This window comes from Zhouia amylolytica AD3 (genome assembly GCF_000511935.2).
Taxonomy (GTDB): Bacteria; Bacteroidota; Bacteroidia; order Flavobacteriales; family Flavobacteriaceae; genus Zhouia; species Zhouia amylolytica.
In genome coordinates this window covers 24,530-43,830 of the sequence record NZ_AYXY01000002.1, presented here as the reverse complement: position 1 = coordinate 43,830, position 19,301 = coordinate 24,530, and the positions used below count along the sequence as shown (strand labels likewise).

General features: G+C 34.9%; 14 protein-coding genes. 8 read left to right on the top strand and 6 right to left on the bottom strand.

Annotated features, from left to right (window positions below):
• Window positions 1-296 precede the first annotated feature (296 nt).
• The 6 genes from P278_RS02770 to P278_RS02745 form a co-directional block, all read right to left on the bottom strand.
• Window positions 297-1,622 (bottom strand): sigma-54-dependent transcriptional regulator, encoded by a 1,326-nt coding sequence (locus tag P278_RS02770; RefSeq protein WP_038262021.1) that lies wholly within the window; start codon window positions 1,620-1,622, stop codon window positions 297-299.
• The gene (locus P278_RS02765; RefSeq protein ID WP_038262016.1) at window positions 1,619-2,713 is read right to left on the bottom strand and encodes a sensor histidine kinase; all 1,095 of its coding nucleotides are present in this window, start codon (window positions 2,711-2,713) and stop codon (window positions 1,619-1,621) included. Before P278_RS02765 ends, P278_RS02770 begins: the two co-directional genes overlap by 4 nt.
• Window positions 2,714-2,802: 89 nt before the next feature.
• Complete coding sequence (locus P278_RS02760) at window positions 2,803-6,456, bottom strand: metallophosphoesterase (RefSeq protein ID WP_038262014.1); 3,654 nt, start codon at window positions 6,454-6,456, stop codon at window positions 2,803-2,805.
• Window positions 6,457-6,973: 517 nt separating this feature from the next.
• Window positions 6,974-7,789, bottom strand: a complete 816-nt coding sequence (locus tag P278_RS02755; protein ID WP_051413374.1) for a mechanosensitive ion channel family protein — start codon at window positions 7,787-7,789, stop codon at window positions 6,974-6,976.
• Between the two features lie 21 nt (window positions 7,790-7,810).
• On the bottom strand, window positions 7,811-7,993 hold the full coding sequence (locus P278_RS02750) for a hypothetical protein (protein ID WP_038262011.1): 183 nt from the start codon (window positions 7,991-7,993) through the stop codon (window positions 7,811-7,813).
• Window positions 7,994-7,995: 2 nt separating this feature from the next.
• Window positions 7,996-8,568: an RNA polymerase sigma factor gene (locus P278_RS02745; RefSeq protein WP_394331289.1), complete on the bottom strand. Its 573-nt coding sequence runs from the start codon at window positions 8,566-8,568 to the stop codon at window positions 7,996-7,998.
• 326 nt (window positions 8,569-8,894) lie between these two features.
• On the opposite strand from P278_RS02745, the gene P278_RS02740 reads away from it, so the two are divergent.
• From P278_RS02740 to ppsA, 8 genes are all read left to right on the top strand, one after another.
• The gene (locus P278_RS02740; protein WP_038262005.1) at window positions 8,895-9,566 is read left to right on the top strand and encodes a TetR/AcrR family transcriptional regulator; all 672 of its coding nucleotides are present in this window, start codon (window positions 8,895-8,897) and stop codon (window positions 9,564-9,566) included.
• Window positions 9,566-11,263 carry a peptidase domain-containing ABC transporter gene (locus tag P278_RS16910; protein ID WP_038262003.1) on the top strand — a complete coding sequence of 566 codons (1,698 nt, stop codon included), beginning with the start codon at window positions 9,566-9,568 and terminating at the stop codon, window positions 11,261-11,263. Before P278_RS02740 ends, P278_RS16910 begins: the two co-directional genes overlap by 1 nt.
• Window positions 11,244-12,596: an HlyD family secretion protein gene (locus tag P278_RS02730; RefSeq protein WP_038262001.1), complete on the top strand. Its 1,353-nt coding sequence runs from the start codon at window positions 11,244-11,246 to the stop codon at window positions 12,594-12,596. The genes P278_RS16910 and P278_RS02730 overlap by 20 nt, the downstream gene beginning before the upstream one ends.
• A complete protein-coding gene (locus P278_RS02725) occupies window positions 12,596-14,005 on the top strand; it encodes a TolC family protein (RefSeq protein WP_038261998.1) in 1,410 nt (469 codons plus the stop codon). The genes P278_RS02730 and P278_RS02725 overlap by 1 nt, the downstream gene beginning before the upstream one ends.
• 371 nt (window positions 14,006-14,376) lie before the next feature.
• Window positions 14,377-15,213, top strand: coding sequence for a universal stress protein (locus P278_RS02720; protein ID WP_038261993.1), 837 nt, complete (start codon window positions 14,377-14,379; stop codon window positions 15,211-15,213).
• A gap of 311 nt (window positions 15,214-15,524) precedes the next feature.
• Complete coding sequence (locus P278_RS02715) at window positions 15,525-16,175, top strand: dienelactone hydrolase family protein (protein WP_038261991.1); 651 nt, start codon at window positions 15,525-15,527, stop codon at window positions 16,173-16,175.
• A gap of 5 nt (window positions 16,176-16,180) precedes the next feature.
• A complete protein-coding gene (locus P278_RS02710; protein ID WP_038261988.1) occupies window positions 16,181-16,810 on the top strand; it encodes a phosphoribosyltransferase in 630 nt (209 codons plus the stop codon).
• 97 nt (window positions 16,811-16,907) lie between these two features.
• Entirely contained in the window at window positions 16,908-19,295 is a 2,388-nt protein-coding gene (gene ppsA, locus P278_RS02705) for a phosphoenolpyruvate synthase (RefSeq protein WP_038261985.1), read from the top strand.
• The last annotated feature ends 6 nt before the right edge of the window (window positions 19,296-19,301 follow it).

Genomic DNA, 19,301 nt, shown 5'->3' with positions numbered 1-19,301 from the left:
GTCTAATTGTTCTCGACTTCTGAATTAAATTCACTACATGACCAAATCATTCCTTTCCCTTGAATAAACACACAATCAGAAAAGTTGATACAAGTAGCACAAATGTTAATTTGATTTTGCATGGCCTTTAAAAATTATTTCTATGTATAAGGCAAGCTATATGCCATAAAGAATAGAACTCAGGCACAACAAAACACAAGCGGCTGAAAAACAGACGATTGAGTGTTATTTTATTTTTAAGAAAGAATCTTGTTGTGGGGATAATTTCCCCAGGTGGGGAGATTTCCCCCTATTAACTATTGTATTTTTTGTCGTAGTGTTTTACGATCTATTTGAAGAATTTCAGCGGCTTTGGTCTTATTATTATCGACTGCAGCCAAGACTCTTAAAATATATTCCTTTTCCATTTCTCTTAAAGGCAACCATCCTTCTTGTGAAAAGTTAATTTTATATTTAAGATGATCCGGAAGATCCATTACCTCAATTGTTTTATCACACATAATAATAGCTCTCTGAACAACATTCTCCAGTTCGCGTATATTACCAGGCCAATCATATCTTTCCAGAACTTCCAGCGCAGCTTTTGATATTGGTGTAATTCGGTCTTTATACTCCGGACCATATTTTTTAATAAATCTATCCACCAATAAGGAAATATCAGACTTACGCTCCCTTAAGGGTGGTACATTAATTTGTACCACTGATAAACGATAGTATAAGTCCTCTCTAAATTCATTTTTTGCAATTAATTCCTTCAAATCACTATTAGTAGCCGCTATAATGCGCAAATCAACTTTCTCTACCTTTTGTGATCCTATTCTGGTTATCTCTTTCTCCTGAAGCGCTCTTAAGAGTCTGGATTGAACAGCTAAAGAAGCATTACCTATTTCATCCAAAAATATAGTTCCATGATTTGCAGCCTGAAAAAAACCTTGCCTGTTCGCATCAGCACCGGTAAAAGCTCCCTTTACATAACCGAACAACTCTGATTCCAACAAATTTTCAGGAATAGCCCCACAGTTTACAGCAATAAATGGTGCGCGGGAAAACTTACCGGAGTAATGAATGGCTCTTGCTACGAGCTCCTTACCGGTACCACTTTCACCATTAATAAAAATTGTAGCTTTGTTGTCCTTAACACGATCGATGATTTCAAAAACTTCTTTAATTTCCGAGGATTCACCGATGAGCTCCCCATAATTCGAACTCGAACTAAAATCTCTGGGCTTACTGCTAGTTTTTATCTTTTTACTGCCTTTAAATGATTTTAAGACAGCTTGCTTTAATTCTTCATGTGTAAATGGTTTTACCAGATAATCTATAGCTCCTGATTTAATAACATTCAAAGCATCATTTACAGATGGATAACCTGAAACTACTAATATTGGAATTAACGGATAATTTTCGGCAACATACTTAACTAATTCATGTCCGTCTATTCCGGGCATCTTTAAGTCTGTAATGAGTAAATCAATATCCGTTTCCCGTAATATGGCTACTGCCTCTTTCACAGAAATAGCATTATAGGTATGATAATGAAGCGACTGTAAATGCCTTTGTAACATTTCAAGTATATTTACATCATCATCAACGACAAGTATATTTTCTCTCTGTAAACTCATGAATTACTTTTTGGGAAATCAACCACAAAAATAGTTCCTTTTGGATGATTCTTCCGATATGTAATAGAACCTTGGTGACTTTTTATTATTCCATGAACAACGCTTAGACCTAAACCCGATCCTTCACCTACCGGCTTCGTCGTGTAAAATGGATCAAATATTTTTTCCGCATCAGCAATTATACCCGGCCCTTCATCGCTAATACCTAGTTGAATATTTTCTGGATAGTCTTCCAAGGTTATTTTTATAAACCCTTGCTTGGGAGAAAAATAAATGGCATTGAGAACAAGGTTAAAAATAACCTGGGTCAATTGAATCGTATCAACCTTCAAATAGATACGATCATTATTGTGATCAAATTGATGTCGAATTTCTTTTTTGGCAAAAACAGGCTTCAAAAGCTCAATGGCTTCTTCAATAACCGGAACAATATTTACCTCATCTTTTTGCTGTGGCATTTCGCAGGCAAAAAACATGAGCTTTTTTACAACCTCCCGAGAAAAAATTGCACTATTGATTATCTTGTCCAGATCAGAGATCAAGGCTGGTTCATTTTGTATTCTGTTTTTCAAAAGCTCTGAATACCCTAATATGTTTGCTAAAGGTGTATTGAGCTCATGAGCAATTCCAGCGGTAATTTCTCCTAAAATACTTAACCGATCATTTCGCTCGATCTGTCGCTGAATCTTTTGCTCATTTTCTTTGATTTGTTTTCGCTCAAGAACATTTCCAATCTCAATACCTATATTCTGAAGCAAAAGGGCCTCTTCAGGAAGAAAATCTGCCAAAGTGTACAACTCCGACGGATAGAAAACGGTAATGGCTCCTTCAACTTTATTAAAAACCTTTATTGGCATTTGTTGGAAAACACTCGAACTACTAAATAGTTCAGTTTTTACCTGATAGTCTCCCGTTTTTATTTCTACACTGGTATCCTCAGGATACCTCCAGGCTTTCTTTACACAAAATGCTATAGATTCAAGAGAAGACTCAATATCATTATAATTAGCATTTGCCACGATCGATGTTACCTCATATAAACAGGTAAGTTCTTTAATCCGTTCTTTTAATTTTTCCTCCGTTGAAGTCATAAAACAAGTAGGGTATACTGTTAGACAAAGATACGCCCTTAATTTAACCAAAAAACATTAAGATCGTAATCAGATGCTGTGATCATCAATTAGAATCCAAATCCTAATGAAAAGGCAATTCGCATTCCATCCGAAGAATCAAATACACCCAAATTGGCCGTAATCATTTCTGTTGCATTCATGAAAAAACCGCCCCCATAAGAATTATGCCATTTGCTTGATTCATCATCCTTCAACCAAATTCGTCCATAATCAAACGAACCATAAATACCCACACGTACAGGCACTAAAGCTGTTTTCACCTGACTAAAACTATATCTTAGATCTGTGTTTTGATAAACGGAATTTTTACCGGTAAATCGTTGATTCCGATACCCTCTTAAACCATCTGTTCCTCCTATCGAAGCTGCCTGATAAAATTCATAATCATCTCCTAATATGAAATGTCCTTTCATTCGGGTTCCTAAAACCAGTTTTCCTGAATGTTCTACCTTTTGAACCAATACCAAATCAGGAATCAAATACCCAAAACCACGATCGTTCATATCAAGGTTCTTTTTATAACCTGCTTCCAAATGAAATTTAATTCCATTAGTAGGATATGCCCTGTTGTCATAATTAATAAAATCATATTGGGCATGCACCCCAGCATACTGTACTTCGTCGAATAAGTATACGGGTAATACATTGATTTCGGAAATAAATCGATTCTCAGTATCATCTACCTCAATAGATTCATAATTAATCCCTAATGTTACCTTAGAACCGCGTTCTGAATTCCATATAAGTTGTGGCATTAGACGAAATGTTCGAGTTTTAACCCGATTATAATCAAGCCCGAGTTCATCGTCAGGGTTTCCGGTTTCATTACCAAAACCAAAAAAGTTAAGAGTAAAATTTGGACTGTTAAATTGGGCTTTAATACCCAAATTAAATTCACCCAATACATGAGCAAACTCTCCGGTATAATTAAGCTCATATCCATTGGTAGCAAAATAATAAGCTGCATTAAATCTATGTTGCGAAGTAAATGGGTTTCGCTCAAACCCAAAGGTAGTATAGGTGTCAACGAACCCTAATTTTAAACCATCATCAGGATTAGCCCCCAATAAGGGAACAATCTGATTCGTATTTGCTTTAAGCTTCTTGTAATTATAAACATTAGTCTCATAATCATCCGTTAAAATCACCTTAGCTTTGGTAGCATTATCGAGATTGTTTTTTTTTGATTTGTAATCATAAATAACAATTTTCCTCCCTTCTTCAACCATATAATCATCATTATTCTGCCCACCAATCAACCGTATGGTTATATGCCGGTTCTTTCCCTTTACAACAAAAGTGTCATCATCATCTAACCCATAAATCCATAATTCTTTAGTTTGTCCAGGATCATATTCCTTATGATGAAATCGATCTTTGATAGTATCATCTTTCTTTCTAAATATGGAAACGACCACATTACCATTGTCCAGAGCGGATATCTCTATATAATCATCTTTATTGGTACCCGTAATAACTCCATACTTACTAATTAACTTATAATAACGGTTGGCTATTTTCTGCAAATTAGCCCTTCGTTGCCTGAGCAATTCTTTAATTTCAAGTACCGTCTCATCTTGAACCTCTGAAGGCATAAAGGCCATGGCTTCTTCAATAACCTCATCAGTAACATTCTCTTCTATAAACCTTACCTGAGCATCCCATACTTCTTTACCAATATCTGTTAAAAACGCCATGTCCAAAGGATAAGGTTCCATATTAACTCCTTTTACATCTTTAAGATCCGGACTATACTTGCGTAATAATCGTGCAGCTGGAATTAAATTTACCCCAACCCCTAACATAAGTCCATCCGACATTTTAGAAAAGGCCTGATCCCGGTCTCGTGGCAGTGGTCTGTAGACCTTTTTACCATCTTCCTTAAACTCCATCCACCTCCATTGATCATGGTGTCTGTCCCAGTCTCCAATCAACATATCAAATAATCGGGCTCTTATGTAATTAGTCTGATCAATCACAACATCTTCATCTGAATGTATCTCTTTAATCACATCAAGAGTACTGATTATGTCTCCTGTGAAATTTCCTTCAGCCAAATGTAAATGCCCCTCCGAAGCATGTTCCTCCAAAAGATAAAGCTCATTCCCAAATTCAGAATTAAAGTTCCCCAAGGCCGGTTGTTTTGGCACATAAAACAACTGTGGATTCAGATGATAAACACCAGCAGCATCAGACAAAGTTGCTATGGCAATCGGGGCATAAGGATGTGAACCTGTAAAAACATACTCAATTAGCTTTTGCGTTTCTGTATGTTCATATTGCCCCTTCAAATAATTATCACTGAACACCGCCGCCTGAATATATTGGGTTGCACTTTTACGAACAGCCCTCATGACGAATCGCTTTCCTTCAGAATCTTCGAAATGCAATGATTTAGATTGTGTCCCACCCCCTTTCCTTGTTGGTTTCAATCCACCATACAAAGTATCTAACAATACTGTTTTAGCCTTAACCGGGGTACTAAAATATTTACTGTATCTGTCACCCCAGAAAAGTTTATATAATTTAGACTTCGAAGTCTCTTCCTTACTATATACTTCTGAAATAACAGAATCCTGATACTGTTGTGGAAAATCAAAAGTAGAGGCTTTTGTTGATTCCTTAATTTGTCTTTCAAATACTATAGAATTTGTACTACCGTCAATAAACCTTAGATCTATTGAGCCATTCTTGTACATGGTCATCATAGCGTAACCATGGGCAGGATACCCAAAATCTTGATTATTTCGCTTCCTTACCGGAGTACTTTTAGAACCCGATCCACTGACAACCTGTTTTAAATTATCAGAAGCGATGTATTGTAAACTATGTTCATGTCCTGAAAGAAAAATCACATTCTCATTGTGTTGTGCCGCAGTAATTAATTTTTTACGCAAGTCATTGTAAAAACGGTTAGACATATCAGCATTCACAACTCCTGTGGTGGTTCTCAACACATTCTTTAAGGTTCCTAATATAGGAATTGGCTTTAAATGGTCATTAAAAGAATAACTTCCTCCATGAGGTCCATTACTATACATGGGATGATGAATAGCTACTAATGTAGTCTTACCACGTGCCTTCTTAATTTCACTCGTAAATTCATCTAAAAAATGATCTCGTGTCTTTATTTCACATTCATCATTAATGGTAGGATGCCGATCCCAGTTTGTGATATACCAGTGAGAATCGACAATTAACAGTACTGTTTTATCATCGATATTCACCTTTTCGATGGGACAACCATTCTCTGGTAAAAAAGAATCTTTTCCTAATGCATCCTCTACATACTTTTCTTGTCTTTTTAACCCCTTAACACCACTATACCAATCATGGTTTCCAGGAATAAAGTACACACTGCCGGGAAATTTTTTTGCTGCATCAGTTTGAAGCTTCAAGGCCAATTCCGCTTGATCTCTTTCTGGATTATCATCTCCAGGAAGTCCATCCGGATAAATGTTATCACCTAAAAATATCAAAAAATCCTCCTTAGATGCCGATGCAAATCGCTCTGTCATTGCCAGTAATGCTTCAGGTGCTTTACCATTTTTAGGATAACCCGCATCGCCTATAAGATAAAAGGTATGGGCTATTTCATCATAATGATCAACATGATTATTAGAATCCTTTTCAGCGTTAATCTTATAAGTGGCGCATGATGATAGGATTAAAAGTGCCAATACAATTAAAAAACGTGCCATAAAAAATTGTTTAACCAACCTTAAAAAATTAGAAGTTCCCGATGTCAGAAATACGAATACTTTTAACAAGAGAGTACCTTATTTTATATAAAGTTACATCAAAAAAAGAAAGTAGCGGAAATTTCGTAAAAACTGTAATTGAATGACTCATAAAAAATAAGGCCCAACAAACGCTGGGCCTTAAACCAAATAAACCAAACTACATAGTTATAAAACCATGTACTCTTAAATATTATAAATACGAAGTAAAATCTTTTTGTTTTATGATATCGATACTTTGCATATTCAAATATCTCTCTTTTAGTCTTCTATAATCAATAACGCTTTTTATGCTAAAAACAATCAAAATAATAAGTCCTGTTATTTGTAGTAGTGATACTATTAATAAGATTGCGATTTCCAAGGGTTGTAGTTTTTTTAATTCTCTTATATCTATTAAGACACAAAAAAGTAGAATTGGTCACATTGTTATAAACTTTATTCTAACAAATTCCTCAACACACAATTAATAAACATATTAACCTTCTAAAATCTCCACTTTCTTACTGGCAACCTGTTTAATTGGGTATACTGTTTTTTGATTATTGCTCATCAACACCAAACAAATATTATCAATGGCTATAATTTCACCCTCGACCTTATCTATCTTTATTCGCTGACCAATTTGAAAGTTCTTTCTTGAGTAAAAGCCAAGCAAAAGCCTAAGAATAACATCTCTCGATCCCAGTCCCAAAGCTAAAGTGAAGGCCAACAAAAAAGCACCCATGATTAAAAACATGTTATTAGTAATAACACTCGTATCGATTCCAGCCTGACTCAAAGACATGATTGCAACAATCACAAATAAAATATAAAAAACAATCTGACTTATGGCTTTTGAACCATTCAAATCAAATGCCTTAATAAGACTTGCCAGGGCATTTCGGAGGAGTCCGGCTCCATAAATTCCTAAAACAAATATTAGAATGGCACTAAAGAATTTTGGAAGATAGGCAATCAATTTTCCGATCTCATTTGATATCATTGTTAATCCAAGCATGTCAGCCCCAATAATTACAAAAACCAAAATTAAAAACCATTTAGCAAAGAATAGAATTACTTTGGTTGGCTCTAATTTTATCGTTGATAATAGAATGGGATTATTTTCGTAAAACTTTTTAGCCAAATCATCTATACGCGTTAATTTCAATGACTTTTTAATCACAAACAATATCATTTTCAATGCAAGCCAGCCAACAATAATTAGTACAATCCCACCTATTAACTTGGGGGTAACTTCATAAATACTCTCTAACAAATTCTCTAATAATCTTAAATCAATGGTAGTTTTCATTATCTAACAGGTTTTACTGGATTAATTATTTTTATTTCTTCTGGCAATCATTAATAGTTCTTCCAAAGACTCTGGATATTTAACAGCAAATAAATCGGCCAGGTCTAGAGTCAACTTAATCATGGCAACATCGCTCATTACCTTATCCTTAATTACTTCAGGTAATTTTTCGTTATGTATTACTTTCTTAAAAGGATTTTCCATAACTAAAGATTTTTATAGATTTCAATCAATCGGCTCTTGGCCCTACTCAAACGCATCTTAACTGCACTCTCTCCAATATCTAATGATTCTTTTATTTCTTTAATACTAAAATCATCCTGATATTTCATCAACAATATCATTTTGGCATCAGGGTCTATTAACTTTAGAGCCTTCTCCAACTTATCCGATTTAAGATCAAATATATCTTCATCACTAATCTCAACAGACTCCCCGGAAAAGTGCCCCATCTCTTCTGAGCTTATAAATTTCTCCTTACGTTTCTTGAGTTCCCTTTGTACATAGTTGACACAAAAATTATATGTAAATGAATACAGCCAGGTGGAAAATTTAGATTTACCCTTAAAAGTTCTCAACTTAACGAATAAGTGTACAAAGACATCATGAGTGAGATCTTGGGCTTCTTCAGTTGATTTTGAAAAACTCAGGCATTTGTTATATACAACATCAGCATAACGATCGTAAAGTATAGCAAATAAATGTGTGTTATTCGTTTTAACAATGCGGCCTACAAGATCTTCATCCGTTAAATTCTTATCAATTTTTGCTTGTTCCAAACTTATGGATTATTAACATAGTGCTATCACTATATTTTGACACATAAGATTTAATTAAGTCACTTTAAGAAAAATATTTTTTGGGTAGGGTATGAACGATTAGTCCAAGATATCTAAAATTCCTTTCATTTAATTTTTAAGTATTGAAGCGTCTAAAAGCAGTAGGCTGCTTAATCCCTGAATTGGCATTTGGAAAAACACATGCTTATCTTTTTAATAACAAATTTTCATAAAACTATCATAAATTTAATAGTAATACTATTATTGATAGAACTGTTACTTTTATTTCTAAAGGAATTGTATTTTATTTGCAAAAAAAATGAGCCATGAATACATTATTACGAGACTTAAAAATTTCAATTAATGAAGGTATTTATCTCAAAGATCCTCAAAGTACAGATCTTGGAAGACGAATTATTCAACATTCAATAGAATTAATAGATGAAATCGGTTTTGAAGATTTCACCTTCAGGAAGCTGGGGAACAGAATTAAGTCTAATGAAAGTTCTTTATATCGCTACTTTGAAAATAAACATAAACTCTTGGTATACCTCACCTCATGGTACTGGGGATGGAAAGAATATCAACTTGTATTTACAACAAATAGCATATCCGACCCCAAAAATAAGTTAATTAAGGCCATTGAAGTACTGAGTGAAGTCGTAAAGGAAGACAATAAATTTGAACATATTAACGAGGTCAGTTTAAATAATATCATTATTAATGATTCCGCTAAATCATTCCTGACAAAAAACGTAGACAAAGAAAATAAAGAAGGGTATTTCCAAACCTATAAAAGACTGGTGAACAGATTAAGGGAAATGATTTTAGAAGTAAATCCTAAGTACCCTTATCCTAGTTCATTGGCCAGTAACATAATTGATGGATCAATTCATCAACACTTTATCATCACGCATTTTAAATCCCTTCATGAATACGAGGAGTATAAAAAACCATCTGACTTTTTTGTTGACATGGTTGATAAAATTTTAAATTAATGGAAGAAAATAATTCTCAAAAACTAAATACCTGGAAACGACTTACTGGTTTATTAAAACTGGATAAAAAAGATTTCCTGCAAATTCTATACTATGCGATCCTGGCGGGGTTACTTAGTCTCTCTGTTCCCCTGGGAATTCAGGCGATTGTTAATCTGATACAAGGCGCCAGAATTTCAACCTCGTGGATTGTCTTAATACTGCTGGTAACACTCGGTGTTTCCTTTGTTGGAATATTCCAGTTGATGCAGGTTCGAATTTTAGAAAATATTCAACAAAAAATATTTACCAGAGCGTCCTTTGAGTTTTCATATCGTTTTCCAAAAATCAAAATGGAACAGCTCAAAAATTTCTATCCGCCAGAACTGGCAAACAGATTTTTTGATGTACTTACTATTCAAAAAGCATTACCAAAGATTGTATTGGATTTTCCTGCAGCCCTGGTACAAATAATTTTCGGACTGATTTTACTGTCGTTGTATCATCCACTCTTTATAGTTTACGGTTTCCTAATGGTCTTTCTTATCTATGTGGTATTTCGATTAACAGCTAAAAAAGGACTGGCAACGAGCATTGTAGAAAGTAAGTACAAATATAAGGTCGCTCACTGGTTTCAGGAGATTGCCAGAACATTGGTGAGCTTTAAAATTTCCGGTAATACCAATCATGCGATAAATAGAAATGATGAACTTGTCTGTCATTACCTTGACGCCAGAGAAAGTCATTTTAGAATCATACGGATTCAATTTATCTTAATGATAGGATTCAAGGTATTGGTAACCGCAGGATTGCTAATTATTGGTGGAATACTGGTGCTGAATCAACAAATGAACATCGGCCAATTTGTGGCGGCTGAAATTATAATTCTCTTAATTATTAGCTCTGTTGAAAAAATGATCACAGGTCTGGAATCATTTTATGACATACTAACCTCGTTAGAGAAACTTGGTCAGGTGGTTGACAAAGAACTCGAAAGTCAGGAAGGTGAAGCTCCGTTTGCCATAAATCAACCTATATCTATTCAACTTCATAATGTAGCTTTCAAAGGCTTTAATAATAAAACGATCCTGGAAAATATTAATCTAAAAATAAACCCTAATGACAAAATACTTATTCAAGGTAAAAATGGCTCTGGAAAGTCCACGTTATTAAAACTAATAGCTGGTCTTATAGAACCATCAAGAGGAGATATATACCTGAATGATATATCTAAACATAGTATTAATCTCAACCATTACAGGGCTCGTTTGGGTCAATCCCTTAGTGAGGAAACACCTTTTGAAGGTACCCTCTATGACAATCTGACCTTTGGAAATAAAGACATTACTACAGAAGAAATACATTGGGCAATTAAAAACATGAGGTTACTTGATTTTGTAAGGAAATTGCCTGATGGGTTAAACACTGTACTTTATCCTGAAGGTTTGGGCATTCCTTATTCTGTATCAAAAAAGATAGTATTGGCCCGAAGTATCCTTAGAAAACCTGCTGTACTTATTTTGGACGATCCACTAGATCAAATGGATTTTGAAGAAGAAAAAGGAATTATTGAGTTTTTATTTAGTAAAGAACACAATTGGTCAATCATCGTAACTAGCAGAGACCCGATTTGGGAAAAATACTGCAATCAGGTTTTCGAACTTGATAATGGAATATTAAACAAAACATCTGGAAGTCATGTTGAATATAACGCATAATGCTTTAAATGAAAAGGTCGACCTTCGAAACTTCAAAGCTGGTAAAAAGGTTTTGAAAGATCGAAAGTACAAACCATTTAACAGGTTTGTGATCATACTTAGCATCCTGGCTATTATGATCCTTTTCATACCTTGGACACAAACCGTCTCAGGAGCCGGATACGTTACGACCTTAAAACCAAATCAACGTCCACAAACCATTCAATCACCAATCCCTGGAAGAATTGAAGAATGGTTTGTAAGTGAAGGTGATTTTGTGGAAAAAGGAGATACCATCTTATTCATATCCGAAGTAAAACAGGAATACTTTGATCCAAACCTAATAAATCGGACAGAGCAACAATTAGATGCAAAAAAACAATCTGTAGGCTCCTATGAGCAAAAAATAAAATCGTTAAGTTCACAGGTAAATGCTTTGGTTACCGAGAAAAATTTGAAGCTAAAACAAGCTAAAAATAAAATTGAGCAAACAAGGCTAAAGTTGGTTAGTGACAGTATCGACCTCGAAGCTGCCAAAACCAATTTGTCTATCGCTGAAAGTCAATACAATCGTACAGAACAACTTCAAAAAGAAGGATTGAAATCCGTTGCCAGTGTTGAAGATAAGAAACTAAAGCTTCAAGAGACTCAGGCTAAATTAATTTCACAGAAGAACAAACTTCTGGCAAGTCGCAATGATTTGATTAATGCAGAACTCGATATCAGTAGAATTTCAGCTACCTACAACGACAAAATAAGTAAGGCTGAAAGCGATCGTGCAACAGCCGAAACAGATCGATTTCAAACCATTGCAGATGTTAGTAAATTAGAAACCTCCTATGCTAATTATCAAAAAAGGAATGATCTGTACTATGTAAGAGCCCCACAGTCTGGTTATATCAATAAAGTTCTTCAAAGTGGAATTGGGGAAACATTCAAAGAAGGAGAAAAATTAGTGAGCATTATGCCCGCTGATTATGATATAGCAGTGGAAACTTATATCAGCCCTATAGATTTGCCCCTCCTTCATATAGGAGAAAAGGTAAGAGTTCGATTTGATGGATGGCCGGCAATAGTATTTAGTGGTTGGCCAAATATATCTTATGGTACCTATGGAGCTAAAATAGTCGCAATAGAAAATTACATTAGTGATAATGGTAAATACCGTGTTTTACTCGCTCCCGATGAAAAAGAACAGGAATGGCCTCAACAAATGCGTATCGGAGCCGGAGCCAGCACCATTGCGTTATTAGAAAATGTGCCTATCTGGTATGAATTATGGCGTAAATTAAATGGTTTTCCTCCAAATTATTATACCCCAAAAAATTCACAATCTGAATCCAAAAAAGGTTAATGAAAAATCTATTATTGATTATATCGACACTTTGTTTCTTCCCCTGGTCTGTACAAGGACAGACCAAAGATACGCTATACCTGGGTTTTGAAGAATACCTTCAATTGGTAAAAGCTTATCATCCCATTGTTAAACAAGCAAAACTCATTGACGAAACAGCAAAGGCTAAACTTCGTAAAGCCAGAGGTTCCTTCGATCCAAAAATTGAAGGAAGTCTGGCTAAAAAACAATATAAAGATCAAAAGTATTACGAACTTCTTAACACCAGTTTTAAAATCCCAACCTGGTTTGGTGTTGAGCTTAAAGCAAGCTATGATAAAAATTCTGGTGTGTATTTAAATCCTCAAAACACCCTGCCGGACGACGGTATGATAACCGCTGGAATCGCCATCCCAATAGGCCAGGACCTTTTAATTAATGAAAGAACAACAACCCTTAAACAAGCTAAACTATATCAGGAACAAGCTAAATTCGATCAGGATATAGCTATTAATGAAATCCTTTTTAATGCAGCTATAACGTATTTTAATTGGCTACAAACTTATACTGAGGTAAAAATATTTAAGAGTTTTACTAAGAATGCCGAAGTAAGATTAAAAGGTGTTGTTCAGAGCTACAATGCAGGTGATAAACCTGCCATAGATACCGTAGAAGCAGGTATTAGTCATCAAAAACGTTTACTTGAGCTGGAGCAGGCCAATTTAAATTTGAAAAAGGCTTCCCTAAAGTTGTCTGGTTTTTTATGGGCTGAAGAGAATACACCTATTGAGCTCAAGGAGAACATCTACCCAACAAAAGTATCACAGGATCAATTAGAGGAGGTCCTTGAAACCAATCAGGTTTTACAATCAGAAAACATTGAAAATCATCCCAAAATTAAATCTCTTGGGTTGAAGATTGAATCCCTGGAATATGAAAGACGATTAAAACTAAATAAATTATTACCGGATATAGATCTTCAGTATAATTTTTTAAACGGAAGTAATCAGTGGGATTATTTTATAAATGATAATTACAAGATAGGTGTTCAGGTTAGTGTTCCCCTCTTTTTAAGAAAAGAACGAGGAGAATTAGAGCTTGCAAAACTGAAAAAAGCAAATGCTAAGTTCGATTTGATCAACACGGAAATTATTCTGGAAAACAAAATTAAGAGCATATTGATTGAAATCAATACGCTCAAAAAGCAAATAGAGCAAATGCAGCTCCTAGTAAAAAGCCATCAAACAATGGTGAACGCAGAAAATCGCAAATTTGAATTAGGCGGTAGTAGCTTGTTCCTGATAAACACGAGAGAGAACAACCTAATAGAAGCCAATATGAAACAGATTCAACTAAACAATAAATTATTAAAACTTCAAGCTGAATTATTCAGAGTGTGGGCTATCATACCTCAATTTACAGAAGGCTGAAGACCCCATTGAATATTCTCAAATATCTTGATTACAAAACACAATTAGTGTAGCAGCTTCAACATACCCTTCAGCAAGTAATTGATCGTTTAAATCACACCCTTTTTGATGATGTTAATGTTTGGAACTATACTTAAATTTATATATTAAGCAGGGACTATACTATTTTTGAAAAGCATTACACTTTTATAATATAAAAACAGCACCTGGAACCTAGAAGTTTACACTTCTTGCGTCACAATATTTTCCAACCCCCTCATACCAAAAACACACAACACACTTAAAATCAGCTAACTATATGATTTAAATCATAGTTATAAGAAATTGAAGGTTGTAATTTTAAACAGCATTAAACTTATAAATAATAGATTATGAAACGTGTTTTATTACCAACCGACTTCTCAGAAAGTGCCTGGAATGCGATTCATTATGGTTTGAAACTTTTAAAAGATGAAGAATGCCATTTCTGTTTACTAAACACTTTTGACGTTTTATATGCTTCAAATTTGGTTAGCGCCAACCAGGTGAGCCCTGCCTTTGATACAGCCATGAGCGTAAGTCAGGCTTCATTAAAAGAGACTTTACACAAATTAGAACTTTTAGAGAATCCTAACCACAGTTTCGAAATAATATCCAGAAACAATTTCTTTTTAGATGCTGTTAAAGATGTGGTGGAAGAAAAAAACATCGAATTGATCATTATGGGAACTAAAGGATCCCGAAATAATAAAGGAGTAGGATTTGGAAGCAATGCCGTATTAGTGATTGAAAAAGTAACAAAATGCCCGGTATTAGTAATTCCAAAAAAGTCTAAATTTTATGGATTCAAAGAAGTTATTTTACCATCCTCCTATGAAGAAGCCTATACTGACGATTCGTTAAAACCAATCAAAGATATAATTACAAGATATCAATCGAATATCAGAATTCTGCATATTCGGGAAAAAGACGAATTATCAGAAGAACAAAAAGCTAACAAATTTGCACTGGAAGATCAATTAGAAGGTTTGCATTATACATTCCATGCTTTATCTAATATTGATCCAGCCATGGGAATTAAATGCTTTACTGAGAGCATGCAAGGTGATTTAGTGGCACTAATAAGTAAAGAACATAGTTTTTGGTCAAGATTTAAAGAGTCTCTAACCATTAAGAGTGTTAATTATCATCCAAAAGCTCCACTATTGGTAATACACCAGGCATCATAAATTTTCATAAAAAAGCAGGGGCTTTAAAAACCCCTGCTCCACAGGAAATGTAAATTCATTTTTTTCTCGGTGTAAGGTCAACTCAGTAGTCGACAGTACGCTTTTCCATTTCAAAAATGCATTTACTCTCCTGAAAGAATCATTTATTTAATCACAACTTAAAACCAAATCAAATATAATATCAAAACGAAGTTTCAACTATGACAATTATCAATAATAAAGCATTTTTTTAAAATAATTTCCTAATGGTAAATGCATCCTCAATTTTTACGAAGCTGGCTTTATTTTATCAAACTTTTTAAAATTCAATTATGCATGCTGTAAACCAAAAAAATATTCAAATTCCGGTAAATGGTATTAGTCTCCCAGGAATCCTGACTCTGGTTAGCAACCCAAAAGGGATTATTATATTTTCACACGGAAGTGGTAGCAGCAGGCTAAGTCCACGAAATACTTTTGTTGCCAATGAATTGAACAATAACGGATTTGCTACCCTGCTATTTGATTTGCTAACCGTTGAGGAAGATGCCATATACGAAAATAGATTTAACATTGACTTGCTTACTGATAGGTTGGTTATCATCACCAGGTGGATACAGCATCAAGAAGAAACTTCTAAACTACCCATTGGGTATTTTGGAGCAAGTACAGGCGCTGCTTCAGCTTTAAAAGCCACCGCCTTATTAGGTACCGATATTCGTGCTGTGGTCTCTCGGGGAGGTAGACCGGATTTAGTTTTGGACGCTGAACTTAATAATGTAAGATCACCTGTATTATTAATTATTGGCAGTCTGGATCACACGGTAATCAACTTAAATCAAAAAGCTTTCCATGCAATCAATGGAATTAAGAAAATAGAAATCATTCCCGGAGCAAATCACCTATTCGAAGCCCCGGGAAAATTAAAGGAAGTAACCAAACATGCCACTTATTGGTTTACTGATTATGTACCTAAAGAATAGTTGTTATGTTTAAAAACAGAATTGAAGCCGCAACAATGCTCGCAGAAAAATTACTGTCATATAAAGAGCGGCCGGATACTATCATCTTAGCCATTCCTAGAGGTGGAATCCCCGTAGGAGCAACCATTGCAAAAATCTTACAACTACCAATGGATATTGTATTAACTAAAAAAATAGGACATCCATACAACACGGAATTTGCAATTGGAGCCCTCAGTTTAGAAAGTGTCGTATTAGGTCATGACGCTGATAATGTATCTAAAAATTATATTAATAATCAAATAATTCAATTACGCGAGACGTTACAAAAAAAATACGATACCTATTATCAAGGCATAAAACGAAAAACATTAACCAATAAAACTGTTATTTTAACAGATGATGGAATCGCTACCGGAAATACCATTATAGCTACAATTAACCTGATTGCAAAAGAACGCCCTTCCAAAATAATAATAGCAGTACCTGTGTCCTCTATTTCCGCTTTCAATAAAATCAAGAATACACCTCATGTAGATCAAATGATCGCCTTAGAGCAGCCCGCTGACTTTTATGCAGTAGGTCAATATTACAAAGATTTCAGTCCGGTTAAAGACAGTGAAGCCATCAAACTTTTCAAAGAATTTTCAAATTAGTTATAACAAACACCCTATGGAATGACATCCCTCATTTTAATCACAAATAATTGAAAGTAAATTAGTTACTACCAAAATTCATTTAAAAACAATAATAATGAGCCTCAACATAAAAAAGTTCAAAGACATATTGTTAAGCGATATAGCAAGTGTAGGTGGAAAAAATGCATCATTAGGTGAACTTTACAATGAGTTATCGGAAGAAGGAGTGAATGTACCAAATGGCTTTGCGACTACAGCAGCGGCCTATTGGAATTTTTTAAGCGAAAATAAAATAAACAAAAAACTTGAAATTACTCTAAAAGAACTTGATAGAATAAATTACTCCAACCTGTCCGAAATTGGTACTAAGGCTCGTCAACTTATTTTAAATGGTCAGTTTTCAAATCAATTTATAAACGATATCATCAAAGCGTATCATGATATTACCGATAATAAGCAAGCTATTGAAGTGGCCGTTCGAAGTAGTGCAACGGCAGAAGACTTACCCAATGCCAGTTTTGCCGGACAACACGATAGTTTTCTGAATATAAAGGGGAATGACCAATTATTAATTACCGTAAAAAAATGTTTTGCCTCCCTATATACGAATAGAGCTATTAAATACCGTGAAGATAATGGATTTAAACACGAGGATGTAGCCCTCTCTGTTGGAGTTCAAATAATGGTTCGTTCTGATAAAGGTTGTTCGGGAGTAGGTTTTACCTTAGATCCTGAATCTGGATTTGATAAGGTGGTATTACTTTCAGGTGTTTGGGGCCTGGGTGAAAATATGGTACAGGGAACGGTAAACCCAGACGAATTTATAATACATAAACCTACACTACTAAAGGGTTTCTCAGGTATTATTCAAAAAAAACTGGGACTAAAAGAAAAAACCATGATCTATGCAACCTCCCAAGATCAGGCTTCCACTATTAACATAGATACTCCCATTCAAAAACAAAGTGAATTTATATTGTCAGATGAAGAAATAAGACAACTGGCTCATTGGAGTATCTTAATTGAACATCATTACCAAAAACCCATGGATATCGAATGGGCGAAAGATGGAAATAATAATGAATTATACATCATTCAAGCCCGCCCGGAAACGATTCATAAAAGTCAACAAAAAACGACCTATACCAGCTATAAATTAAAAGAAAAAGGAAATATGCTGGTCAAAGGGAATGCCATTGGACGAAAGATTGTCCATGGAAAAGTTAGATTGCTGTCTTCCCCGGCTGAAGGATACAAACTACAAACAGGAGACGTTATCGTTACTGATGCAATTACACCAGATTGGGATCCCTTATTAAAGAAAGTAAATGCCATAATCACCAATAAAGGCGGACGAACAAGCCATGCTGCTATTGTAGCTCGTGAATTAGATGTGCCGGCTATAGTAGGATGCATAAATGCAACAGAAGTTGTAACAGATAATCAGGAAATTACAGTTTCATGTGCCTCTGGACATACCGGATATATTTACCCGGGCATTATACCTTTTGAAGAATCTCATCTTGATTTCTCAACCATTGATAAACATAAAACAGAAGCGAAACTAATTCTCTCAGACCCCGATAAAGCCTTTGAGTTATCATTCTATCCAAACGATGGGGTAGGCCTGTTAAGAATGGAGTTCATAATTACCCACCTCATCAAGGTTCATCCCATGGCATTAATTGCATTTGAAATTATAAAAGATGAAGCTGCAAAACAACAGATCAAAACTATGACAAGCAGCTATAATTCTAAACGAGAATATTTTATCGATAAACTTTCTAAGGGAATTGCAACAATTGCTGCTGCCTTTTACCCAAAAGAAGTGATAGTACGCTTAAGTGATTTCAAAACAAATGAATACGCAAATCTTATCGGAGGAAAGCAATTTGAACCCTCTGAAGAAAATCCTATGCTGGGTTTTCGTGGAGCCTCTCGCTACTATAGTGACGCTTATAAAGAGGGATTTAAACTCGAATGTCAAGCCATTAAAAGAGTTCGTGATGATATGGGGTTTACTAATTTGAAGGTTATGGTCCCCTTTTGCAGAACTCTTAGTGAAGGTAAAAGGGTCATTGAAATCATGAAAGAGAATGGCCTTGAACAAGGACAGAACCAATTAGAAATCTATTGTATGCTTGAAATTCCTGGCAATGTAATCCTGGCCGAAGAGTATGCCGCCATTTTTGATGGTTTTTCAATTGGCTCCAATGACCTTACCCAATTAACCTTAGGAGTAGATAGAGATTCAGCCCTGATATCCGATCTCTTTAATGAAAATGATCCTGCAGCCAAAAAAATGATTGCTATGGCCATTGCAAAAGCGAGAAAATCTCATACTACAATAGGCTTATGTGGACAAGCTCCAAGTGATTATCCTGATTTTGCCAGGTTTTTGGTCCAATCTGGTATTAATAGTATATCCTTTAATCCCGATGCATTGATACAAGGAATTCAAAACATTAACAAAGCCGAGGCGATTACACTTAACAAAGAATGACTTAGC

Excerpts from the sequence above, each read along its gene's own strand:
- P278_RS02765 (WP_038262016.1), bottom strand. The coding sequence starts at position 2,713 with ATGACTTCAACGGAGGAAAAATTAAAAGAACGGATTAAAGAACTTACC.
- P278_RS02715 (WP_038261991.1), top strand. The coding sequence starts at position 15,525 with ATGCATGCTGTAAACCAAAAAAATATTCAAATTCCGGTAAATGGTATT.
- P278_RS02720 (WP_038261993.1), top strand. The coding sequence starts at position 14,377 with ATGAAACGTGTTTTATTACCAACCGACTTCTCAGAAAGTGCCTGGAAT.
- P278_RS02725 (WP_038261998.1), top strand. The coding sequence starts at position 12,596 with ATGAAAAATCTATTATTGATTATATCGACACTTTGTTTCTTCCCCTGG.
- P278_RS02740 (WP_038262005.1), top strand. The coding sequence starts at position 8,895 with ATGAATACATTATTACGAGACTTAAAAATTTCAATTAATGAAGGTATT.
- P278_RS16910 (WP_038262003.1), top strand. The coding sequence starts at position 9,566 with ATGGAAGAAAATAATTCTCAAAAACTAAATACCTGGAAACGACTTACT.
- P278_RS02770 (WP_038262021.1), bottom strand. The coding sequence starts at position 1,622 with ATGAGTTTACAGAGAGAAAATATACTTGTCGTTGATGATGATGTAAAT.
- P278_RS02710 (WP_038261988.1), top strand. The coding sequence starts at position 16,181 with ATGTTTAAAAACAGAATTGAAGCCGCAACAATGCTCGCAGAAAAATTA.
- P278_RS02755 (WP_051413374.1), bottom strand. The coding sequence starts at position 7,789 with ATGAAAACTACCATTGATTTAAGATTATTAGAGAATTTGTTAGAGAGT.
- P278_RS02760 (WP_038262014.1), bottom strand. The coding sequence starts at position 6,456 with ATGGCACGTTTTTTAATTGTATTGGCACTTTTAATCCTATCATCATGC.
- ppsA (WP_038261985.1), top strand. The coding sequence starts at position 16,908 with ATGAGCCTCAACATAAAAAAGTTCAAAGACATATTGTTAAGCGATATA.
- P278_RS02730 (WP_038262001.1), top strand. The coding sequence starts at position 11,244 with ATGTTGAATATAACGCATAATGCTTTAAATGAAAAGGTCGACCTTCGA.
- P278_RS02750 (WP_038262011.1), bottom strand. The coding sequence starts at position 7,993 with ATGGAAAATCCTTTTAAGAAAGTAATACATAACGAAAAATTACCTGAA.